15 protein-coding genes are annotated in these 21,128 nt (G+C 64.3%); 7 read left to right on the top strand and 8 right to left on the bottom strand.

Annotated elements, in window-relative coordinates; translation table 11 throughout:
- Positions 1-40: 40 nt before the first annotated feature.
- The 3 genes from ACIQXM_RS08175 to ACIQXM_RS08165 form a co-directional block, all read right to left on the bottom strand.
- Positions 41-1,354 (bottom strand): hypothetical protein, encoded by a 1,314-nt coding sequence (locus ACIQXM_RS08175; protein WP_400930231.1) that lies wholly within the window; start codon positions 1,352-1,354, stop codon positions 41-43.
- Positions 1,355-1,449: 95 nt separating this feature from the next.
- Entirely contained in the window at positions 1,450-2,895 is a 1,446-nt protein-coding gene (locus tag ACIQXM_RS08170; protein WP_400930228.1) for a phytoene desaturase family protein, read from the bottom strand.
- The gene (locus ACIQXM_RS08165; RefSeq protein WP_400930225.1) at positions 2,892-4,352 is read right to left on the bottom strand and encodes a glycosyltransferase family 87 protein; all 1,461 of its coding nucleotides are present in this window, start codon (positions 4,350-4,352) and stop codon (positions 2,892-2,894) included. Before ACIQXM_RS08165 ends, ACIQXM_RS08170 begins: the two co-directional genes overlap by 4 nt.
- A 170-nt stretch (positions 4,353-4,522) precedes the next feature.
- Between ACIQXM_RS08165 and ACIQXM_RS08160 the strand changes: the two genes are divergently transcribed.
- Positions 4,523-5,608, top strand: a complete 1,086-nt coding sequence (locus ACIQXM_RS08160) for an inositol-3-phosphate synthase (protein ID WP_400930222.1) — start codon at positions 4,523-4,525, stop codon at positions 5,606-5,608.
- Between the two features lie 98 nt (positions 5,609-5,706).
- Here ACIQXM_RS08160 and ACIQXM_RS08155 read toward each other — a convergent pair whose 3' ends face one another.
- From ACIQXM_RS08155 to ACIQXM_RS08135, 5 genes are all read right to left on the bottom strand, one after another.
- Positions 5,707-7,392: a formate--tetrahydrofolate ligase gene (locus tag ACIQXM_RS08155; protein WP_400930219.1), complete on the bottom strand. Its 1,686-nt coding sequence runs from the start codon at positions 7,390-7,392 to the stop codon at positions 5,707-5,709.
- Between the two features lie 64 nt (positions 7,393-7,456).
- Positions 7,457-8,680, bottom strand: coding sequence for a D-inositol-3-phosphate glycosyltransferase (gene mshA / locus ACIQXM_RS08150; RefSeq protein WP_400930216.1), 1,224 nt, complete (start codon positions 8,678-8,680; stop codon positions 7,457-7,459).
- A gap of 239 nt (positions 8,681-8,919) precedes the next feature.
- A complete protein-coding gene (locus tag ACIQXM_RS08145; RefSeq protein ID WP_400930213.1) occupies positions 8,920-9,195 on the bottom strand; it encodes a hypothetical protein in 276 nt (91 codons plus the stop codon).
- A gap of 836 nt (positions 9,196-10,031) precedes the next feature.
- The gene (locus ACIQXM_RS08140) at positions 10,032-10,688 is read right to left on the bottom strand and encodes a histidine phosphatase family protein (protein ID WP_400930210.1); all 657 of its coding nucleotides are present in this window, start codon (positions 10,686-10,688) and stop codon (positions 10,032-10,034) included.
- 35 nt (positions 10,689-10,723) lie between these two features.
- Positions 10,724-12,280 carry a CCA tRNA nucleotidyltransferase gene (locus ACIQXM_RS08135; RefSeq protein ID WP_400930207.1) on the bottom strand — a complete coding sequence of 519 codons (1,557 nt, stop codon included), beginning with the start codon at positions 12,278-12,280 and terminating at the stop codon, positions 10,724-10,726.
- Positions 12,281-12,424: 144 nt separating this feature from the next.
- Between ACIQXM_RS08135 and ACIQXM_RS08130 the strand changes: the two genes are divergently transcribed.
- The 6 genes from ACIQXM_RS08130 to ACIQXM_RS08105 all read left to right on the top strand — a co-directional run bounded on the left by ACIQXM_RS08130 (position 12,425) and on the right by ACIQXM_RS08105 (position 19,228).
- Positions 12,425-12,955 carry an NUDIX hydrolase gene (locus tag ACIQXM_RS08130; RefSeq protein ID WP_400930204.1) on the top strand — a complete coding sequence of 177 codons (531 nt, stop codon included), beginning with the start codon at positions 12,425-12,427 and terminating at the stop codon, positions 12,953-12,955.
- A gap of 59 nt (positions 12,956-13,014) precedes the next feature.
- Positions 13,015-14,676, top strand: coding sequence for a murein biosynthesis integral membrane protein MurJ (gene murJ, locus ACIQXM_RS08125; RefSeq protein WP_400930202.1), 1,662 nt, complete (start codon positions 13,015-13,017; stop codon positions 14,674-14,676).
- Positions 14,677-14,853: 177 nt separating this feature from the next.
- Positions 14,854-16,446, top strand: coding sequence for an ABC transporter substrate-binding protein (locus tag ACIQXM_RS08120; protein ID WP_400930199.1), 1,593 nt, complete (start codon positions 14,854-14,856; stop codon positions 16,444-16,446).
- Between the two features lie 198 nt (positions 16,447-16,644).
- Positions 16,645-17,664, top strand: coding sequence for a thioredoxin-disulfide reductase (gene trxB, locus ACIQXM_RS08115; protein WP_400930928.1), 1,020 nt, complete (start codon positions 16,645-16,647; stop codon positions 17,662-17,664).
- A gap of 28 nt (positions 17,665-17,692) precedes the next feature.
- On the top strand, positions 17,693-18,019 hold the full coding sequence (gene trxA / locus ACIQXM_RS08110) for a thioredoxin (protein ID WP_400930196.1): 327 nt from the start codon (positions 17,693-17,695) through the stop codon (positions 18,017-18,019).
- 42 nt (positions 18,020-18,061) lie between these two features.
- Complete coding sequence (locus tag ACIQXM_RS08105; RefSeq protein ID WP_400930193.1) at positions 18,062-19,228, top strand: peptidoglycan-binding protein; 1,167 nt, start codon at positions 18,062-18,064, stop codon at positions 19,226-19,228.
- Positions 19,229-21,128: the final 1,900 nt, after the last annotated feature.

The raw sequence follows: 21,128 nt of genomic DNA, 5'->3' as shown, positions 1-21,128 counted from the left end.
GGCGCAAGGGGGAGGCCGGTTCCCGCCGCGCACATCACCCCTACTTCGGGGTGTTGCCGGTGATGAAGCTGCTGATCCGGTGCGGCACCAGATGCGCCACCTGCGGCGCCAGGATCCGGGCGCCCAGCTCGATCACCGCTCCCCAGGCGGCCAGAACCAGGAACGTCCACCAGGCCGGTCCGAGGGTTCCGATTCCCGGACCAAGCCCGTCGCTGCCGGTTCCCACCCGGCCCGCGGCCACGAGGCTCAGCAGGGTGACGGCAGCCCCGACGAGGCCAAAGGCCACCGGCAGGGTCAGCCACGACGTGCGGCGTGCCGGCTGCCCCGGGCCGTGACCGTGTTGCCGGGCCAGGAACCAGGCCAGTGACGCCGCCGCTGCCAGCAGCACTCCCAGAATTCCGGCTGCTGCACCGGCCCAGACCGGCAGATCAGCTACCGAGGCCGGAATCTGGCCGCCTCCGGGCAGGTCCCGGTTGGCGACGGTGGACAAGTGGCCTGCAGCGTACGCCCAGGCCGACGCCGTGGGCAGCCACAGCGGTGCGGCGAAGGCCACTGCCACTCCGCCCCGGATCAGGGCGGCAACCAGCAGGATCGCTCCGGCCGCTGCTGTGTAGAACAGGTAATGGCCGCAGGCCAAGCGAAGGGCAGCCCGGAGTTCCGGCAGGAGGTGCTCCGCTCGGAGGAACCACTGCAAAGGCGTGCCGGACTCTTTTTTCCGTCCGGCCCAGCTGGCACCGGTTCCCAGCAGCACCGCCCCGGCCACGAGGCTCGGTGAGGCTGCGGTCAGGAACACGGCACCAAGGTCGGTCTCCGAACGCAGGGAAAACAGCAGGCTCAATGTCACGGAGAAAACGGCGAGCGCCAGACCGGTCACCCCCGCGTACAGCCACCGCGCTCCACCGGATTCAAGCGGCTGCCTGCGCTCGGCACGACGGCCCTGGCGCCACAGGGTGAGGACCGCAACCCCGGACAGCAGCAGCGGCAGCACACCGGTCCAGACACTCACCAGCGGCCCGGCAGCCGAGTACACAGCGGAGGAGACAGTCAGGACAGTTGTGCCGCCCAGCGCCATGGAGGCCAGGAAAAACGGATAGATCAGCAGCGCCGAGGGGCCGTCAAGCCGTGCACCCATGGTGGAGGCGGAATCAGTCATGGCGTCCAGGGCGCCGGTGCCGCCCACGAAGAAGCCAAGGACCAGCAGCGCCATGGTGACGAGCGCGGCTCCCAGGGTCAGGGCATACGCAAGGAGTGCGGCCCGCACCGCCAGCCACCACTGCGGGTCCCGGCGTCCGGGCTCGACGGGCAGAACAAGGGTGTCGGGGTGTCCCGGCACCCCGCCGTCCTGGTTATGCATTCCATTCCCCCTGCAAAAGCGTGAGCGGCGTTGCGCCGGATTTAAACATACAAGCTTAGGCGCCGGCCTCCTGCCGGGGCTGCTCCTCCCCGAAGCTAGTTTCCGGTGCCCAGGTCCGGCAGCGGAAGTCCGTGGTCCCTCCGCAAAGCCAGTTCCGCGGCATGGAATCCGCCCATCCCGTGGACACCGGGTCCGGGCGGCGTGGACGCCGAGCACAGGTAGACGCCCGGCAGCGGGGTTTGCCACGGGTTCAGGGCGAGAACGGGCCGGGCCGCCATCTGCCACAGGTTTACGGCGCCGCCGCCAAAGTCCCCGCCCACATAGTTTTCGTTGTACCGCTCCAGATCCGCCGCCGTTGTGGCCTGCGAGCGGACGACGACGTCGCGGAAGCCGGGCGCGAAGCGTTCGATCTGTGCAGTGACGGCTTCGGTCATGTCCACGGTGGAACCGGCGGGAACGTGGCAGTAGGTCCACAGGATGTGCCGGCCGGCTGGTGCGCGGGAGGAATCGAAGCTGCTGGGCTGGGACAAAAGCACATAGGGTTTGGCGGGATGCTGTCCGGCGGCCACCTGTGCTTCAGCTTCGGCCAGTTCGGCACGCCGTCCTCCCAGGTGGACGGTTCCTGCCCGGTTCACCCCGTCGTTCGCCCAGGGAACGGGCCCCGAGAGGATGAAATCCACCTTGCAGGCGGCGTTTCCGTAGCGGAACCGTTTCAGTGCGCGGGCGTACGGGCCAGGCAGCCGCGGGCCGGCAAGCTCCAGCAGCGTCTTCGGAGAAACATCGAGCAGCACCGTCTTGGAGCTGCTGACCTCATCCAGGGAGGACACCCGGTGGCCGGTGACCACTTCTCCCCCGTGCGCCTGCAGGTCCCGGACCATGGCGTCGGCGATGGCCTGCGAACCGCCGTCGGGCACGGGCCAGCCCACCGTATGGGCCAGCAGTGACAGCAGCAGGCCGCCGCCGGCGGAGGGGAGCGAGGGCATGCGGCCCACCGGGTGGGCCGCTACCCCGGTGAGCAGTGCAGGCGCCTTGTCAGTGGAGAACCGCCGGTTCCACAGCACGGTGCCCTGGTCCAGGGCGGCACGCCCGAAGGCCAGCGCGGCTGCGGGTTTGCGGTAGCCGCGGAACAGCGGGGACATAAGGAATTCCGTGATGTCCTCGCTGCGCTCCACCAGCGGCTGCATCAGGGACCTAAACGCCGGGCCGTCCGCGCCAAGACCTGCCACTGTCCGCTCCAGGTCCCGGTAGGCCAGGCCGGCATCGCCGCCGTCGAGCGGATGTGCGTAGGAAATCTCCGGCACGGTGAGCGCAATCCGGTTGGCCAGCTCAAAGCGGCGGAAGAACGGCGAGGCCAGGGCCATGGGATGCACGGCGGAGCAGACATCGTACCGGTGCCCGGGTTCCAGGAGTTCCTTCGTCCGGCTTCCGCCGCCCGCGGTGGCTCCCGCTTCAAACACCCGCACCGACAGTCCGGCACGGGCCATGATCACGGCGGCGGCCAGTCCGTTGGGGCCGGCGCCTACTACTGAAACATCCGTCACGGGATTCCTGCTTCCTCTGCCGGGGTCCGGATAGCCGCCGGCTGTCGGGCTTTGCGGCCCAGCCGGAACCGGTCCGGCGCGTGGTCGAAGGGACCGCCCTGGGGATCATCGACGTTGAGCCGGCGCACCGGATCATCTGCCGGATCGAGGATATCGCGGACCACCCTCATCATCAGCCAGGCAGTGGCAAGCCAGTGCCCGGCCACTGCCCACACATAGTAGGCCGCATCAATGTTGCTGCGGTCGGAGCCGCCGGAGGTGAGGGAACCCAGATACATCCAGATTGCCCACCAGTGCAGCACTTCAAAGAACTGCCAGATCAGGAAATCCCGCCACCGCGGCCGTGCCAGCGCTGCCAGCGGGATCAGCCACAGCACAAATTGCGGAGAATACACCTTGTTGGTCAGGATAAAGGCCGCCACAATCAGGAAGGCCAGCTGCGCCAGCCGGGGGCGGCGCGGTGCGGCAAGCCCCAGCAGGGCAATGCCGGCGCAGGCAGCGGCGAACAGGAAGTAGGCCCAGAAATTGATGAACCGCGGATCCGCTTCCGGCTGTCCCCAGCTCCCGGCGAGCAGGTTCCAGGCAAACCACACCGACGAGTATCCGGCCGGACGTTCGCCCGTGTAGGTGAGGAAGAACTTCCAGCCGATGAAGTCGGAAATCATGAACGGAACGTTCACCGCGAGCCACGCGGCGGCTGCCGCTCCCGCTGTCTGGACCACCGGGCGCAGCCGAAGGGTCCGCAGGCCGAGGACCAGGATGGCCCCCAGAATTAGGACCGGGTACAGCTTGAGCGCGGTGCCCAGCCCCAGAAGCACGCCCGCGGACACCGGACGGTTGCGGGCAAAGGCCAGCATCCCCAGAGTGGCCAGGAGCACCGCCCATATGTCCCAGTTGATGAAGACCGAAAGGACCATGGCCGGCGCCAGGGCAACCATGGCCGCGTCCCACGGCCGGCGGTTGGTCATCCGCATGGTGGCCGTGACCGTGGCGGTCCAGGCCAGGACGGCCAGCACGGCATTGATGTCGAAATAGGCCAGGGCACGGTCCGCAGCTGCGCCGCCCGGTACCAGCAGGGCTGTGGCTCCGGCCAGCAGCCCCAGCAGCACCGGGTATTCAAAGCTGGCTCCCGGGGTCAGGAAGGGGAAAACACCCTCGGCCAGGCCGCGGGAATCAAAAAGGACGGGCCAATCCGAATAGCACGCCTGGTAGAAGTGGTCCGGGGAGGTCCAGCCGCCCACCCGGCAGGGAGTCTTGATCAGCACGGCCAGGACCGCGGCCGCGGTGGTCAGCAGGATCAGGACCCGTTCCACGGTAAAGAATCCCGGTGTCACGATTCCGGGGGCGGTGTACCGCCCCAGCGGCCCCCCGACTGCTTCGGTGAGCTTTCTCAGGAGCGGATCGTTGCGGCTGGGCACCACTATCCGCAGCGGCTGGCGTCGGGGCTTGGGCTCCATGGTTACCAGTATGACCGCCGGCGCTGCGGGCTTTGATGACCGTGTCGGGTAATTGGCTTCCGGCTGATGCTGTGACGGCGCACACTAACCACTCGGGTTGAGGCCGTAGACTGGGCCGGTCTTTGCCGCCTCCGGTGCGGCACTGAATTACTTTTCTTCAAAGGAGAACTGTGGCAATGAACCCCATTCGGGTCGCAATCGTGGGTGTCGGCAACTGCGCGGCGTCCCTAGTCCAAGGCGTGCAGTACTACCGCAGCGCGGATCCCAACCAGACCGTTCCCGGGCTGATGCACGTGAAGTTCGGTCCGTACCATGTCAACGACGTGCAGTTTGTGGCCGCCTTCGACGTCGACAGCAAGAAGGTGGGCCTGGACCTCGCGGACGCGATCGGCGCCAGCGAGAACAACACCATCAAGATTGCCGACGTCCCGCAGACCGGCATCACCGTCCAGCGCGGCCACACCCTGGACGGCCTGGGAAAGTACTACCGCGAAACCATCGTGGAGTCCGACGCCGAGGCAGTGGACATTGTTGCCGCCCTTCGGGACAACGCCGTTGACGTCATGGTCTGCTACCTGCCGGTCGGCTCCGAGCAGGCTGCCAAGTTCTATGCCCAGTGCGCCATCGACGCCGGCGTCGCCTTCGTGAACGCCCTTCCGGTGTTCATTGCCGGAACCAAGGAATGGGCGGACAAGTTCACCGCCGCCGGCGTTCCCATTATCGGCGACGACATCAAGAGCCAGATCGGCGCCACCATCACGCACCGTGTGATGGCCAAGCTGTTCGAGGACCGCGGAGTCATCCTGGACCGCACCTACCAGCTCAACGTCGGCGGCAACATGGACTTCAAGAACATGCTTGAGCGCGAGCGGCTTGAATCGAAGAAGATTTCCAAGACGCAGGCTGTCACGTCCAACACCTCTGCGGATCTGAAGGCCGACGACGTCCACATCGGTCCCTCCGACTACGTGGCCTGGCTCGATGACCGCAAGTGGGCCTTTGTGCGGCTTGAGGGCCGCAACTTCGGCGACGCACCGGTGTCCCTGGAGTACAAGCTGGAGGTATGGGACTCCCCCAACTCCGCCGGTGTCATCATCGACGCGGTCCGGGCTGCCAAGATTGCCCTGGACCGCGGCGTGGGCGGACCCATCCTCTCGGCGTCGAGTTACTTCATGAAGTCCCCGCCGGAGCAGTACAACGATGACATTGCCAAGGAAAAAGTGGAGCAGTTCATCCGCGGCGAGGTTGAGCGCTAACCTCTTCTCCGCGCACCCCGCGAGATGGCAGAAGGTGTCCTTCCCAGCGCTGGGAGGGACACCTTCTGCCATCTCGCGGCCCGGGGAAGGGCTAGGGGCTACGACAGGCCTGTCGGCGTCCCGTCGGCGGCGATGTCCATGCGCATCGCCGCCGGCACCTTGGGCAGCCCCGGCATGGTCATCACGGCCCCGGTCAGCGCCACCACAAATCCGGCGCCGGTCTTCAGGATCAGATCCCGGACGTGCACCGTGAAACCGGTCGGCGCCCCGAGCAGCGCGGCATTGTCGGAGAACGAGTACTGGGTCTTGGCCATGCACACCGGCAATGAATCCCAGCCCCCGGCCCTGATCTCCTCCAGGCGGCGCAGCGCCGGCAGGGCGAATTCGACGTCGTCGGCTCCGTAGATTTCCCGCACCACCGTGCGGATTTTCTCTTCGACGGGCATCTCAGCCGGGTAGAGGAAACGGAAATCCGTCGGTTCCTCCAGCGCGGCCAGCACCTTGGCAGCCAGCTCATCGCCGCCGTTTCCGCCCCCGCCCTGCGCCCAGACGTCCGCAGCAGCGGCCGCCACGCCCTCATTGGCGCACCACTGCAGAAGCCAGTCAACTTCCTCCGGCGTATCCGTGGTGAAGGTGTTCACGGCCACCACCGGGCTCAGCCCGAACTTTGAGATGTTTCCCAGATGCCGGCGCAGGTTCGCAGCACCGGCTTCGAGCGCCGCCGGAGCAGGCTCGCCCAGCCGGTCCTTCGGCACGCCGCCGTGCATCTTCAGAGCACGGATGGTGGCCACCACGACGACGGCGTCCGGGGCCACGTCCGCTGCCCGCGAGGTGATGTCCATGTACTTTTCCGCACCCAGGTCCGCGCCGAAACCGGCTTCGGTGACCACAATGTCCCCGACGGTGCGGGCCAGTTCGGTGGCAATCACCGAGTTGCAGCCGTGGGCGATGTTGGCGAACGGACCGCCGTGGACCAGTGCCGGCGTGCCGGCCAGGGTTTGGACGAGGTTGGGCTTGACGGCGTCCCGGAGCAGCAGCGTCAGGGCGCCCTCCACCCCGAGGTCCTGCACCGTCACCGGCCGCCGGTCGTAGGTGTATCCCACCGTAATCCGGGCCAGCCGCGCCTTGAGGTCGCTGAGGTCGCGGGCAAGGCAGAACACCGCCATGATTTCCGAGGCGACGGTGATGTCGAAGCCGTCCTGGCGGGGGGTGCCCTGGGTGGGGCCGCCCAATCCAATGACGATGTCGCGCAGCGAGCGGTCGTTCATGTCCATGACCCGGCGGAACGTGATGCGGCGGGGATCGATCCCCAATTCGTTGCCCTGGTAAATGTGGTTGTCCACCAGGGCCGTCAGGGCATTGTTGGCAGTGGTGATGGCGTGGAAATCTCCGGTGAAGTGCAGGTTGATGTCCTCCATGGGCACCACCTGGGAATAGCCTCCGCCGGTGGCTCCGCCTTTCATGCCCAGAACCGGGCCCAGTGAGGGTTCCCGCAGCGCTATGACGGTGTTCGCCCCGGCTTTGGCCAAAGCATCGCCCAGGCCCACGGTTACGGTGGATTTTCCTTCGCCCGCAGGGGTGGGGCTCATGGCGGTAACCAGTACCACTTTGCCCCGGGTTTTCCGCGGCGGCACCAGCAGCGGATCCACCTTTGCCTTGTACCGGCCGTAGAGTTCAAGGGCCTCTTCGGGGATTCCCGCAGCGCGGGCAATTTCGGTGATGGGCTTCATCACCGCCCGGCGGGAGATTTCCAAATCACTGGCCATGTCAGCGGCAGCGCGCATCGTTGCGGTCCTTCCGGTTCCTGCCGGTGGTTTTCACCGGCAGTCGTGACGTATGCCCAAACTATCAGCGGACCGAATGCGCGGAGAACTGCTCGGCAGCCTGCAGGTAACTCTGCGCGGTGAGCATGGCCGTGCGGTTCCAGCCAAAAGCCGACGCATGCACGGCGGCGCCGCGGCCCAGCGCTCGCCGGAACCCGGCGTCGTCGTGCAGCCGTTCCAGCTCAGCGGACCAGCGGGCGCTGTCATGCCCGTCCACCAGCAGTCCGGTGCGGCCGTGGCCCACTGCTTTGGGGAGTCCGCCCACGTTGGCGGCCACCACGGGTGTGCCGCAGGCCTGCGCCTCGAGAGCCACCAGCCCGAAGGATTCACTGAAGGACGGCACGGCAACGACGTCGGCGGCCCGGAACCAGCCGGCGAGCTCGGCGGCGCCTACGGGCGGACGCAGCGAGACCTGCGCGTGGAGTCCGAGCGAATCGATCAGCGGCTGCAGATCCAGGACCTCGGACCCGCTGCCGGCGCCCAGAATGGTGACGTGCAGCGGAATGTCCGGCCGCCGGGCGTGGAGCTCAGCGGCGGCCCGCACCAGCACCTGGGGACCTTTCATCCGCTGGATGCGGCCCGCGAAGACTACGTGGAACACGTTTTGCGGGATGTTCAGTGCGGCGCGCGAGGCATCGGAATTCCGGCGGGAGAAAATGTTCAGGTCTACCCCGGGTGCCACCACGTCCACTTCGCGGGGGTTGGCACCGTAAAGGGATTCCAGCTCGGCGGCTTCGGTACTGGTGTTGGCGATCAGCCGGGTGGCGCCGTCCACGATGTCCTGCTCGCCGTCAATCCGTACCTGCGGTTCCGGCTTTTCGCCGGCCTGCAGCCGGAGGTTTTTCACTCGGGCCATGGTGTGCATGGTGTGCACCAGCGGAAGGTCCCAGGCCCGGGCAACAGCCAGTCCAGCGGTACCGGAGACCCAGTAGTGCGAGTGGATGACATCAAAGCGGCGCGGCGCGCGGTAGGGCTGCAGGTCGGCGACGCCGGCGGCCAAGGCAGCTTCGAGGGCGGGAAGGGCTTCCTTGGCAATCTTTCTGCGTGGTCCGGCAGCAACGTGGTGGACCGTTACGCCGGGAGCCAACTCCACCGACGGGGGGTGATGAGGATCAGAGGCACGGGTGAAAATCTCTACTCCGACGCCGGATTTGGCCAGCTCAACGGCCACCGAGCGGACGTAAACGTTCATTCCGCCGGCATCGCCGGAGCCCGGCTGCTCCAAGGGTGACGTATGCAAGGAGAGCATGGCGACACGCTTTACCTGAAGCAACAGCACTCCCTTCCTGGCCGGCCGCTGTTCGATGTCCCCTACTGACTTTATAACGCCGCGGCCGGGAGCATGGTTTCCGACCGGTTGCAGTTGCACCGCTCACACCCGCGCCGGAGCCGATTGTCAGTGATTCCACCGGTCAGGCCGCACACACCGATGGAGTCCACCGTGTACAGCGCGGACTCCACCGGTTTTGTTCCCGTCGGTTCGGGTTGCTACTTCACCGACCAGGTGCTGCGTGTCATCAGATGCCATGACGGTCCGTTCCAGTACGCGTCCAGACGGGCCTGGTGGACGGCATCCGAGCGGGCGAAGGAGCCCAGCAGGCGGAAGAACATCAGGAATACCTCCTTCCGGATGTGCCGGGGGCGTGCCTGCGGGCCAGGAACCGACGGCGGGTGATCGGCCCGCACCGCCGGCGGCAGGGCCGGGGTTTCGGGCAGGACGGGGGTTTCGGCAAAAACGGAAAAGGGCAGGCTGGAATTAGGCATGAGTAATCTCCGGAAAAGGGCGCATCCATTTTTAGGGTGCACAAAAGAATCAATAAGGAAAAGGGAAATACCGTCGGATTTCCGAGGGTTAGCGACGCCGGCTGGTGGCCAATTTTCGACAGTAATTCTTCGAATTAATTGACGTACCGCAGGGGCGGTACGGGACGCAGCCGGGTTGCCTCACGGCGGGTTGTGCCTCAGCGGATTCCCGACAACGTGCCGCAAACAGTCATCAGGCTGCTAAATCCGCTGCCTGGGACTGCGCGCCGTCAATGAACCCAAACCCCAACTACCCCAACGCACCAACACTGTGGCAGAGTCCGTGCCGGAAGATATGCCCCTTCGGGCATAAAGCCAAGTCCGGGAACCGCAGACGGTTCCCTGAAACTTCAGGATGGTTCAGCGGGAGGACCAGGGCTGAGTCAGGGCGGTCCGCTGCGTGGCTGCGGTGGTTACCCGGGGAAGCCGGGGGCTCCGGTTCGCCGCGGGGACGATCCATAACCCGAGGCGCCGGTGAGTCCGTCAGCAGCGCCGGCCACCCGCATTCCAAAAGGCCGGACAAACGGCCCCTCAGTCGAAGGGATGGGCATGCGTGCCTGCGGGCAGACAACCACCGTTGCTGTGAGGAATTCGTGGATGATCATAACCCCACCTCCCTTTCATGAGTGCGTGGAATTGCGGATGGCCGGCCAGATGCTGGATGCTCTAAACCGGATTGAACTTGGTTAATCGGGATGCGTTCCACCTGCAAGAAAGGTGGTCACAGAAAAAACATACAACACGTTTCCGTCTCCTGCCAAGGCATTTACGGAAACTTTTTTACATTCTTTTGGAGATTAATAGTTCCAGCGCACTATTGCGGGGGTGTGCTTGTCCCAGCCAAGGGTGCAGACCGCCGCTGTGCCGAGCACCAAATGCCGTCCGTGGTCGGCCGGAAGGCCAAGCCAGCGGGCCGCAAGGATCCGCAGGAAGTGCCCGTGTGCCACAAGCAGGACCTTCTCAACGGGATCGGCGTCCGGAGTGCGGTCCATCGGTGTACCGCAGCCGGCCTGTACCTGGGAGATGATGCGGTCCGCCCGCTCTGCCACCTGGTCCAGCGTTTCCCCGTTGGGGACCCCGTCCTTCCAGATGAGATATCCGGGATTCTCCGCGCGGACCTGCGTGCTCTTGCGTCCCTCGTTGTCTCCGTAGTCCCACTCGTGGGCGTGTGGCAGGATCTGCGGGTTCGGGTAGCCCACGAGTTCCGCGGTGCGCCGCGCCCGGGCAAGCGGGGAAGAGAGCACCAGATCAAAATCAATCCGGCCGATCTTGTCCTTCGCCGCGACGGCCTGTGCCTCGCCCGCTTCTGTCAGTGGTATGTCCGTCAGACCCGTGTAGTTGCCCTCGCGGGACCACTCCGTTTCACCGTGGCGCAGCAGCCACAGTCGCGGCAGGCGGGTGCCTGCCGGGGTCGTATCCGGAACCGCCGGACCGAAGTCCTCAGCGTCGCTCATTTACTTCCTTCCGCTACAGCGGACGGGTATCCGTCCTACTCCATTTTGGCACCGCCGCGGGCGGTGCCTTCTTCGGAGTCGTTGCCGGAGCGGTCTGCAGCGGTCTGCACGGCGGCGTCGGCGGCGTCGTGTTCATCCGCTGCTGCGGGTCTGGAGGTGCCCGCATTCTCGGGCTGGGAGGCCCACCAGGCCCGGAGCACCGCGGCTGCCTCGGCCTCCGTGGAAGGTCCCTTTTCCATCCGCTCTTCCAACAGGAACCGGTAGGCGCGGCCGACGACGGGACCCGGCCGGATGCCGAGCAGGGCCATGATCTGTTCACCGTCCAGGTCAGGTCGGATGGCGGCCAGTTCCTCCTGTTCCGCGAGCGCGGTGATGCGTGCCTCCAGGTCGTCATAGGCAAAAGCCAGGCGGTCGGCCTTGCGCCGGTTGCGGGTGGTGACATCGGAACGGGTCAGCCGGTGCAGGCGCTGCAGCAGGGGTCCGGCGTCGTTCACGTAACGGCGGACGGCAGAGTCGGTCCAGCCGGCGTCGCCGTAGCCGTAGAACCGCATATGCAGCTCCACCAGCCGGGACACGGCCTTGATGGTGTCATTGTCAAAGCGCAGTGCCTTCATCCGCTTGGCGGTCAGCTTGGAGCCAACGGCGTCGTGATGCAGGAAGCTCACCGAGCCGTTGGGCTCGAAGCGGCGCGTGGCCGGCTTGCCGACGTCGTGCATCAGCGCCGCGAACCGCAGGACAAAATCGGGTCCCGGAACCGCGCCGTCGGCGTCCGTCTCATGGCTGCAGGCCTGCCGAAGCACCGTCAGCGAGTGCTGATACACATCCTTGTGGCGGTGGTGCTCATCGATCTCCAGTTTCAGGGCGGATACCTCCGGCAGGACATACTCGGCCAGCCCGCTTTCCACCAGCAGGTCGATTCCGGTCCACGGAGCCTTGCCCTTGATCAGTTTCACCAGCTCATCGCGGACGCGTTCGGCGGAAATGATGGTGATCCGCCCCGCCATGTCCTTCATGGCCTCGAAAACCTCCGGTGCCACGTTCACTTCCAGCTGGGAGGCAAAACGGGCCGCGCGCATCATGCGCAGCGGGTCGTCGGAGAACGACGTCGAGGGGGCGCCGGGGGTGCGCACGAAGCCCGCGTGCAGATCCCTTGCACCGCCGAACGGATCCACCAGCTCCATGGACGGCAGGCGCAGGGCCATTGCATTCATGGTGAAGTCCCGGCGGAACAGGTCATCTTCGAGCTTGTCTCCGAATGCCACCTCGGGTTTCCGTGACTCCGGATCATAGGCGTCGGCCCGGTAGGTGGTGATTTCTATCTGGAAACCGTCCTTGCGCATTCCGATGGTTCCAAAGGCGCGGCCGATCTCCCAGTAGGTGTCGCACCAGCGGCGGATGATGCCGATGATGTCATCCGGGCGGGCGTTGGTGGTGAAATCAAGGTCCGGGGAGACGCGTCCCAGGAAGAGGTCCCGCACGGGTCCGCCAACCAGGGAGAGCTCATAACCCGCCGCTTGGAACAACTCCCCCAGGTCGCCGACGACGGAGGGGAGGGGAGTTTTCAGGACCGAGCTGTCAAAGAGGTGCGCCATAGTGCTTTAAGCGTGCCAGATAAAAGGCCGGAAGACGCACAGCGGACGCCCTGCGGGGACCGGACACGCCGGGCATTGCCGCTTCTGCTCCGGGGTGCTCCCGCACAGTCATCATCCCCGGACAAAGATCGTTAGAGTGGTCCTATGGCCCATCCCGTACCGAGCGCACCCAAGCGAACCCCGTTGACGGCGTCAATGGGCAGCGCCGGCGCGCATCCGGTGCAGCCTTCCCTTCCCACTGTGGAAGAGGTTTCCGCCGGAGGCATTGTGGTGGATTCCACGTCCCCCGAACTCCCCGTGGCCATTATTGCCCGCCTCAACCGCGGCGGACGGCTGGAATGGTGCCTGCCCAAGGGCCATCCGGAGAATGAGGAAGACAGCCGCGAAGCTGCGGTCCGGGAGATCGCCGAGGAAACCGGCATTGACGGCCGCATCCTGACGGCCCTGGGCAGTATCGACTATTGGTTCACGGTGAGCGGGCACCGCGTGCACAAAACCGTGCACCACTTCCTGCTCACTGCCACCGGCGGCCGCCTCACGATTGAAAATGACCCGGACCATGAGGCTGTGGACGTGGCCTGGGTGCCGCTGGCGGAGCTCGGCAAGCGGCTTTCCTTCCCGAACGAGCGGCGCATCGCAGATCTTGCGCGGGAAATTCTCCCCCGCTACCTCTGACCCCTCCTGCGGCCCCCGGTTTAAGCGCCGCACGGTTGGAGTGAGAACATAGGGACACCATGGCCGAAAAGATAATCGCTCCCAGCACCGCGCGTTCCAGCGCCGTCATGGCAGCTGGAACCCTGTTGTCCCGTGTACTGGGCCTTGTCCGCACAGCGCTGCTGGCTGTTGCCATCGGCAACACCGGCCTGGTGACGGACATCTTCAGTTCTGCCAATGTGCTGCCCAACTTCATCTACCTGCTGCTGGCCGGCGGCGTGTTCAATGCTGTCCTGGTCCCTCAGATCATCAAGGCCAGCAAACGGCCCGACCGCGGCCGTGAATATGTTTCCGCGATCATGACCCTGAGCCTTGTCGGACTGGGCATCGTGGCGTTGGGAGCAACCCTCGCGGCACCGTGGATCCTTCGGCTGGTGACCGGACTCAATGAGTCCCAGCTCCCCCTGGCCGCTGCCTTTGCCTACTGGCTGTTTCCGCAGATCTTCTTCTACGGCGCCTACGCCGTCATCGGTCAGACACTTAACGCGAACGGCCGTTTTGGTGCCTATATGTGGGCCCCCGTGGTCAACAACGTGGTGGCCATTGGCGGGCTGGTGCTGTTCATCGCCCTGATAGGACGCCAGGAAACCAACAACTTCACCCCGGACAACTGGACCACCTCCGCGACCGTTCTGCTGGCCGGCAGCACCACCCTGGGCATTGTGCTGCAGGCCGCGGTGCTGCTCATTCCGCTGCGGAAACTCGGACTGGGGCTGAGGCCGAGCTTCCGGCTGCGGGGCATCGGCCTGCGGCAGACCGGCAAAGTTGCCAAGTGGACCATCATCACGATGCTGGTGGGCAACGGCGCCTACCTGGTCTACACCAAAGTGGCCACCATCGCGTCGGGAGCCCGTCCGATCTACGAGGCAATGAATCCGCCGGAAATCATCGCAGGCCATTTGAACCTGGAAACCGCCTCCATGTTCTACATGATTCCGCACTCCGTCATTACGCTGTCTCTGGCCACCGTGCTGTTCAACCAGATGTCCCACGCCTTCACCGAGGGAAACCTGAGCGTGGTCCGGGAGACCATTTCCTCCGGCCTGCGCGCCATCGGCGTGGCAACCATATTCTGCTCCGCTGTCCTGGTGGTGCTCGCCGGGCCCATCAGCATGTGGTTCAGCGGCGGCTCCAACGCCTCTGCCGCCGTCCAGGGCCAGGTCCTGGTGCTGCTGGCGGTCAGTGCACCCTTCCTGAGCGCCACGTTCCTCATGAACCGTGCCTTCTACGCGGATGAGGACGGCAAAACCCCGATGACCATGCAGATCATCCTGTCCGTTTTCGGCATCGCCCTGGCCCTGGGAGCCGCAGCACTGCCCGCCAACCGGATTGTCTTCGGCCTGGCCATCGCCTACTCCCTGGGCAACGTTGCGGGAGTGATCGTCAGCCACATTTTCCTGACCCGGAAGCTGGGCCATTACGGCGCAGGGGAAATCTTCGACGTCCATGTCCGGATGACGATTGCCGCCCTGGGCTGCGCCGTCGTCGGATCCGCCGCGCTGGCAGCGCTTGGCGGCTACTCCGCGGACGGATTCGCCTGGTCCTCCCTCACCGGTTCCCTGGTGGCCCTCCTGGTCTGCGGGGCCCTGATGGCGGTGTCCTATTTCCTCATGCTGCGCGCCCTCAAGGTCAATGAACTGGACGCCTTCCTCAAGCCGGTCCTGGCGAAGCTCCGCCGCTAGGCGCGCCTTTCCCCTCCCCGCAAACCTCTGCCGGGCACCGCGTGCCTACTAAACGTATTGCCAATTTCCGCAGGTAGCATGGGTTAAGAATGTGATGCAGTCCTGTCACCAAGCATGCGCAAGGCAGTCCGCAGTAACCAGAACGCAGTAATTTTGCCGTTTCCATGGGAGGAACACGTGCCACAGCCGGTAGACGTAGGCTCAACGCTCGGAGGCCGCTACAAGGTGACCGCCCAGGTGCTGGCCTCAGCGGAGAATGACCTGGTCCTCGACGGCGTGGATCTGGTGCTCAACCGTGCCGTCAGCATCCTCCTCGCCGCGCCGGAAAACACCGACCAGGTCAGCGCCAGTGCCCGTGAGGTCGCCACCGGCGAACGGGACAGCAACGTGCAGATCCTTGATCTGGGCATAAGCGACGGCCGCACCTATCTGGTTACCAGCAACGCCAATGCCGTGGATTTGCTGGATCTGGTCATCGAACGGGACGCCCCGTATATCGAGCCTTTCTTTACCGACACTCTCGGATCCGAGATCTTCGGCATGCCCCGTTCCCGGGAGCCGGAGGACGACGAAGATATGTATGCGGAGGAACCCCAGGAGCGCGCTCCCCGCAAGCCCCGGCTTTCCGGCCGTCCGCTGCCCAAACTGTCCAAGTTCGGGCGGGGCGGTGCTGCTGCCGGCGCACCCGCCGGCGCTGCCCTTGCACGGGCCGAAGAGGTCTCTGCTGAGCGTGATTTGGAGTTCGGCGACGCCGCTGATGCTCCGGCCGAAGCCGCTACCGGAGCGGCAACCGTGCCGCCGCCGTCCAAGCGTTCCCTCCCGGGTACTCCCGCTTCGGATGAGGACAGTGCTCCCGCCACCGGGCCGAACCCAAAGGTTTCACGGTGGACTGAAACCGACTATTCAGAGGACTACCCGGCCTCCGGGGACGCCGACGGCGTGCAGGCCTCCACCAAGGCGGCAGGACGGGACGGTTCACGCCGCGCGGCTTCCTTCCCCGCCGCCGCTGTCACTGCAGGCGACGGATCCGGCGGAGACAACACCGAGGACTATAACGAGGACTATAACGAGGATTATGACGAGAACGGGGACGAGGCTTCGGCCCGCGGAAACCGCACCTTCAGCCGGGTGCTGGTAGGGGCCGTCCTGACCCTGGTTTTGATAGCTGCCGTAGTTCTCGCAGTGGGCACGCTGGGCGGTATCAAGAACGACCCCCAGGCCGATTCCAATACCACCCCCTCCGCCACGGCGCCTGTGGAAGCTGCTCCGCCAGAGACACCGGCACCCGAAGCCGAGCCTGCCGCGCCGGCACCCGTAACTGCCGGGGTCAGCCGCCTGGTGCCCGCCAACCCCGCCCTTGATGCGGAAAACGACGGCGCTCTTCCCAAGATCCTGGACGGCAATGACGCCACCTACTGGTCCAGTTACGAATACGCCAATGACACCTTCGGCGGGTACGCCCCCAACTTGGCGCTCGTCGTCGAGCTGGAGGAAGACTCGGCGATCAACAAGATCGACATCACCCAGCTCAACGGCACCGGCGGCAGCTTCTCCGTGCTGCTCAACGATGCCCCCACCTTGGAAGGTGCCACCATCGTGGCCGAGACCGGCTTCACCGGCCCCACCACCAGCATTCAGGTGCCTAAAACCGACGGTGAAACAGCCACGGCGCAGTACGTGATCGTCAACTTCACCCAGCTGCCCCGCCTGAGCGGCATGCAGGCTGCTTACCCGTATGGCCTGCGGATCGCTGATATCGCTGTTTCCTAACCCCGCAGCGTTTGGGGATCGGGCCGGGAACACCCCGGACCCGGCCCCCTGACGTGTGCCGAACGTGCAGCCGGAATAAGCTGGAGCCTGAAACGGTTGTGACCACTGATCCCGAAGTAAGCACACGGCACTGCGGTTCGTGCGGATCGCGCCGAATTACTTGAGTTTCAACAGGAAGAGGAACACCTAACCGTGAGCATCGAAACCCCCGCAGCCGCCGACGGCGTGCGCGACGTCATTATTGTCGGTTCCGGTCCGTCCGGTTACACCGCAGCCGTTTACACGGCCCGCGCCAACCTCAACCCGCTGCTGATAGCAAGCTCGGTTACTGCCGGCGGTGAGCTGATGAACACCACCGACGTGGAGAACTTCCCCGGCTTCCCCGAAGGAGTTATGGGCCCGGATTTGATGGCCCAGTTCGAAAAGCAGGCAGCGCGCTTCGGCACGGAAATCCTGTTTGAGGACGTCACTTCCCTGGAGCTCGACGGCGATATCAAGAAGGTGACCATCGGCACCGGAGAGACCTTCCTGGCGCGCGCCGTCATCATCTCCACCGGATCCGCGTACCGGGAGCTGGGCCTGGAGGACGAGAAGCGCCTCTCCGGCCGCGGCGTCAGCTGGTGTGCCACCTGCGACGGCTTCTTCTTCAAGGGCCAGGACATCGCCGTGATCGGCGGCGGGGACTCCGCACTTGAAGAAGCACTGTTCCTGACCAAGTTCGCCGCCAGCGTCACCGTGGTCCACCGCCGCAGCACACTGCGTGCCTCGAAGATCATGCAGGACCGTGCCCTCTCGCACGAGAAGATCCGTTTTGTCTGGGACTCGGAAGTTGCCGGAATCCACGGCGAGGACAAGGTCACCGGCCTGCGGCTGCGCAACACCGTAGACGGCACCGAGTCCGACCTCGCCGTCACCGGCGTCTTCGTGGCCATCGGCAACGATCCTCGCACTGATCTGGTCAAGGGACAGCTGGAACTGACCAGCGAAGGCACCATTGCCGTCGCCGGCCGCACGTCCAAGACGTCGCTGCCCGGCGTGTTCGCCGCAGGTGACGTTATTGACCCCACCTACCGGCAGGCGATCACCGCGTCCGGCTCCGGTTGCGTGGCAGCCATCGACGTCGAACACTACCTGGCTGATCTGGGCGACTCGGTCGCCACCGCTGCGGAGGTTCCCACCCCGCCGGCGGAAGCCGTCTCCGAAAACGCTTCACTCTAAAAGTTTTAAACACTGTTAGGAGCAACACATGAGCAACGCAAAAGATGTAACCGATGCCTCATTCGGGGCTGATGTCCTCACCGCTGACAAGCCGGTCATCGTGGACTTCTGGGCAGAATGGTGCGGCCCCTGCCGCATGCTCTCCCCGATCCTCGACGACATCGCCGCTCAGTACGCGGACAAGGTCAATGTCGTCAAGGTGAACGTGGATGACAACCCCGCCATCGCGGCCAAGTACGGCATCACATCAATCCCGGCCGTATATGTCTTCCAGGACGGTGAGGTTGCCGCTACATCTATCGGCGCCAAGCCCAAGCAGGTCCTGGAACAGGAATTTGCGGCTTTCCTGAAGTAAGACATAAACACCATGCACTCGGCAGGAGAACCCTTGCGGAGAATGGACGCCAGCCGGCGTGTGGTAGCGCTTCGCGAAGCGCTGCTGCGCGCCGGCATCTCCATGTCTTACCTGGCCCCGGACTCCGTTAACAACCCCACCCTTTTTGACGACCATGTGGATGCTGCTGTCCGGTCCTTCCAGCAGAGCCGCGGCCTCATCGTCGACGGCGTTGCCGGTCCGGATACCCTGCGGGCCGTGGCTGAGGCGCAGTTCCGTTTCGGGGACCGCACCCTCGCCCTCGTAGAAGGTGAAGCGCCGGCACGCGGGGATGACGTTGCCGAGCTGCAGCGGCATCTTTCACACCTGGGCTTCTACTACGGCCACATTGACGGCGAATTCAATGTTCGGACACGCTACGCCGTCGCTGAGCTGCAGCACAATCTGGGCATTCCGGGCACCGGCGTCTGCGATTCGGACACCATGCGGGCCATGGCACGCGTTAACCGTGCCATCACTCCCAGCCAGGCTTTCGCCCTGCGGGACTACGAACGGCTGGACCGTTCCACGGCAGCGTTGCGCGGGCGCCTGATCGCCCTGAGCACCGGAGGATCGGAGCTTGCCTCTCCCCACGCCGTCGAACGCCTCACCTCCCGCCCCCTGACCGAAGCACTCGTTGCTGAGGACATAGGCCAGCGGGTGGAGCGTATCCTGCGTGAATTCGGCGCAGGCGTGGTCAATCGCTCTTCCACCAGCATCCCCGTGGACGGCGACCGCGAAACCGTTCCCAGCCTCAGCCTGGACCTTCACTGCGACTGGCTGGACCAGCAGGCAGCCTCGGGCATCGCTGCGTACTACTGGGGCCTGCCCGGCACGGGCGAAGCACGCTCCCCCATCGGCCACAGGACCGCCATCCTGCTCATGAAGGAACTTGCTGCCCGGACAGGTATGGACAACCTGGGTGTTCACGGACGCACCTGGGACACCCTGAAGCTGTCAGGAATTCCCTCCGTAGGTCTGGACCTGGGCTACCTGAGCAATCGTTCGGATGCAGAGCGCCTGGCGGATCCGGTGTTCCGGCAGACCGTAGCCGACTCAATCGTCATCGGTATCCAGCGGCTCTACCTGCTGGAAGAAGAGGACCAGCCCACGGGTACCCTCGCCTTGGATGATGTGCTGAAATTCAATCCGATGGAAGAGCCTGCCGGGGAGCGGGTTTCCGGCGTGTAGCTCCGTCCGGCTACTTATTCGCGACGCACAACCGGTAATGACCGGCCTCAGGGTTGTTTTTTCAACCTCTGAGGCCGGTCTTTCTGTTTGGTTTCGTTTTGAGGCCCAGAATGGCCGCGAGCAGCATGCGTACATGTGTCAAAGAAATAAGACCGGATACGTCGCCGTGTGGGGGGACGTCCTTTAGCCTGGAGCCTCCGCCAAGCCAAATGACAGGGATATCCAGAGTGTTCCCATAGCTTGCTGGCACCCGTGCGCCAGCCCTCTGCGCGCTGCCGCTCTTCCAGTCGTCGTGCGTCTAGTTCCCTTAGTGTGGGCATTATTCTGTCGGTGCTCGTCTCATTCTGTCGTAGTGCATTGCGGTGCCGAAGCAAAGCCTTCGACTGGTGAGCGCAAGATGAAGACACAGGCACCATCAAGATGGCTGCATCGTTCACGTTCGTGAGTTGTGGAGTGCCCGGATCTGCCTGATCCCAGCTCTTGCAAGGTGACTGCTCGGCATAGCGACTTCGCATCAGTGGGTGATGTCCGTCCGCACACTGCACCATCTGCGGCAGCCCCACAGTTACTAGGAGCCCGCGACCATTCTGGTATCCGACCACTCCACAATTTACTTTCGGGGGGATATAAGTATCGTCCGCAGCGGCGGCACCGTGCTGAAGACGACCCTAACCTAACCCGTGACGTTCCCGGTTGAATCCTCCGGATTACATCGATTGAATGTTGCTCGCCCAGAGGATCCGGAGCCAGTGACAAGTACCAGGCTTCGACCATCACTAGCGACTCTTCGGCTACCCGCGGAGTTCCAGCCCGACCCTCATGCTCTTCGCGGAGGGTCCGGGAACATGTCTAGCCCATATCTGAGATCCACATTCGCACTAATGTGCATTCCGAGTTTCCCGTAATTTCTGAGTCTCTCTTGATGGACCACCCAGGGTTTTGGGAGAAGTTAGCACCGGAATCTGCCGACATCCTTTTGGGTGAATTGTCAGATATCTTCTGTGTCCCTGCGGTGTCGACGTGCGGCGCACCGGTGAATTCGGCGATGAAGACAATGTCGATGTTTCACGTGAAACAGATACTGCCCTTTCGCGGACGGTCTTTTGGCAGTGTCGCCGGACATGACGCAACTTTGCCGTGACAGCCACCAGCCTACGCACCCGAGACAACAGGCGCTTGTGTACCCAGAGATAGGAGATCGGAAACTCCATTCGGAAAAGAGCACGACAAGCGATGCCTTGTGTCTGCGGCACTACGTTTGCCTTTCGTCTGTACTTCCAACACGAAACGGCGAATGACCGGCTCCAGCTCACCAAAAGGGGTTGCACAGAGGTAAGAATAGGGACAAAGACGTATGAGGATCAGGCAACCCATCAGGCATCCTAGCCTGACACGGTGTTCTTTCGTATGCACCAGCTTGTCGTAACACCGCCCACAGGATGACAATCAAGCTAGTCAAGGATAGGGCGGTGGGTATCCAGGAATATGGCACATGCCAGTCCATGGGGCATCGTAGCGTAAGCCCGAGAACAGCTAAACGGGTATATCGGGTTCAGTTACAATGAGGTTCAGTGGGAACCGCGTTCTTGCACTCAACATGCGCACGCATGAAGACCAATAGGCAGCAGAGTCAGTGCTCGATGCACCTGAGGAGTGGCTGTATTAGCGAAAGCGGACTCGACGCTGACTATGAAGGCCGCGTCAAGCACATCAGCGATGGCCCATCCTCTGCCGGCCCGCAGAGAGACCTACAGAGCGGTGAGGGCGGACGCGAAAGAGGCGTCCCTTGCCGGAACCGGGAGTTCAAATCTCCCCGTCAGTCAGGACGGTGCCGAAACGAGGCATCCGTAGGCGCACCACACGGAATCACGGGCCTACCGCATGTGAGGCACTACTTCAA

This window comes from Arthrobacter sp. NPDC097144 (assembly GCF_044762205.1).
GTDB lineage: Bacteria > Actinomycetota > Actinomycetes > Actinomycetales > Micrococcaceae > Arthrobacter_B.
The sequence above is the reverse complement of the archived record's forward strand: the minus strand, read 5'-3'. Positions and strand labels throughout refer to the sequence as shown.

Coding starts and splice junctions, on each gene's coding strand:
- ACIQXM_RS08175 (WP_400930231.1), bottom strand. CDS start 1,354: ATGCATAACCAGGACGGCGGGGTGCCGGGACACCCCGACACCCTTGTT.
- trxA (WP_400930196.1), top strand. CDS start 17,693: ATGAGCAACGCAAAAGATGTAACCGATGCCTCATTCGGGGCTGATGTC.
- ACIQXM_RS08155 (WP_400930219.1), bottom strand. CDS start 7,392: ATGCGCGCTGCCGCTGACATGGCCAGTGATTTGGAAATCTCCCGCCGG.
- ACIQXM_RS08145 (WP_400930213.1), bottom strand. CDS start 9,195: ATGCCTAATTCCAGCCTGCCCTTTTCCGTTTTTGCCGAAACCCCCGTC.
- mshA (WP_400930216.1), bottom strand. CDS start 8,680: ATGCTCTCCTTGCATACGTCACCCTTGGAGCAGCCGGGCTCCGGCGAT.
- ACIQXM_RS08165 (WP_400930225.1), bottom strand. CDS start 4,352: ATGGAGCCCAAGCCCCGACGCCAGCCGCTGCGGATAGTGGTGCCCAGC.
- ACIQXM_RS08105 (WP_400930193.1), top strand. CDS start 18,062: ATGGACGCCAGCCGGCGTGTGGTAGCGCTTCGCGAAGCGCTGCTGCGC.
- murJ (WP_400930202.1), top strand. CDS start 13,015: ATGGCCGAAAAGATAATCGCTCCCAGCACCGCGCGTTCCAGCGCCGTC.
- ACIQXM_RS08130 (WP_400930204.1), top strand. CDS start 12,425: ATGGCCCATCCCGTACCGAGCGCACCCAAGCGAACCCCGTTGACGGCG.
- ACIQXM_RS08140 (WP_400930210.1), bottom strand. CDS start 10,688: ATGAGCGACGCTGAGGACTTCGGTCCGGCGGTTCCGGATACGACCCCG.
- ACIQXM_RS08135 (WP_400930207.1), bottom strand. CDS start 12,280: ATGGCGCACCTCTTTGACAGCTCGGTCCTGAAAACTCCCCTCCCCTCC.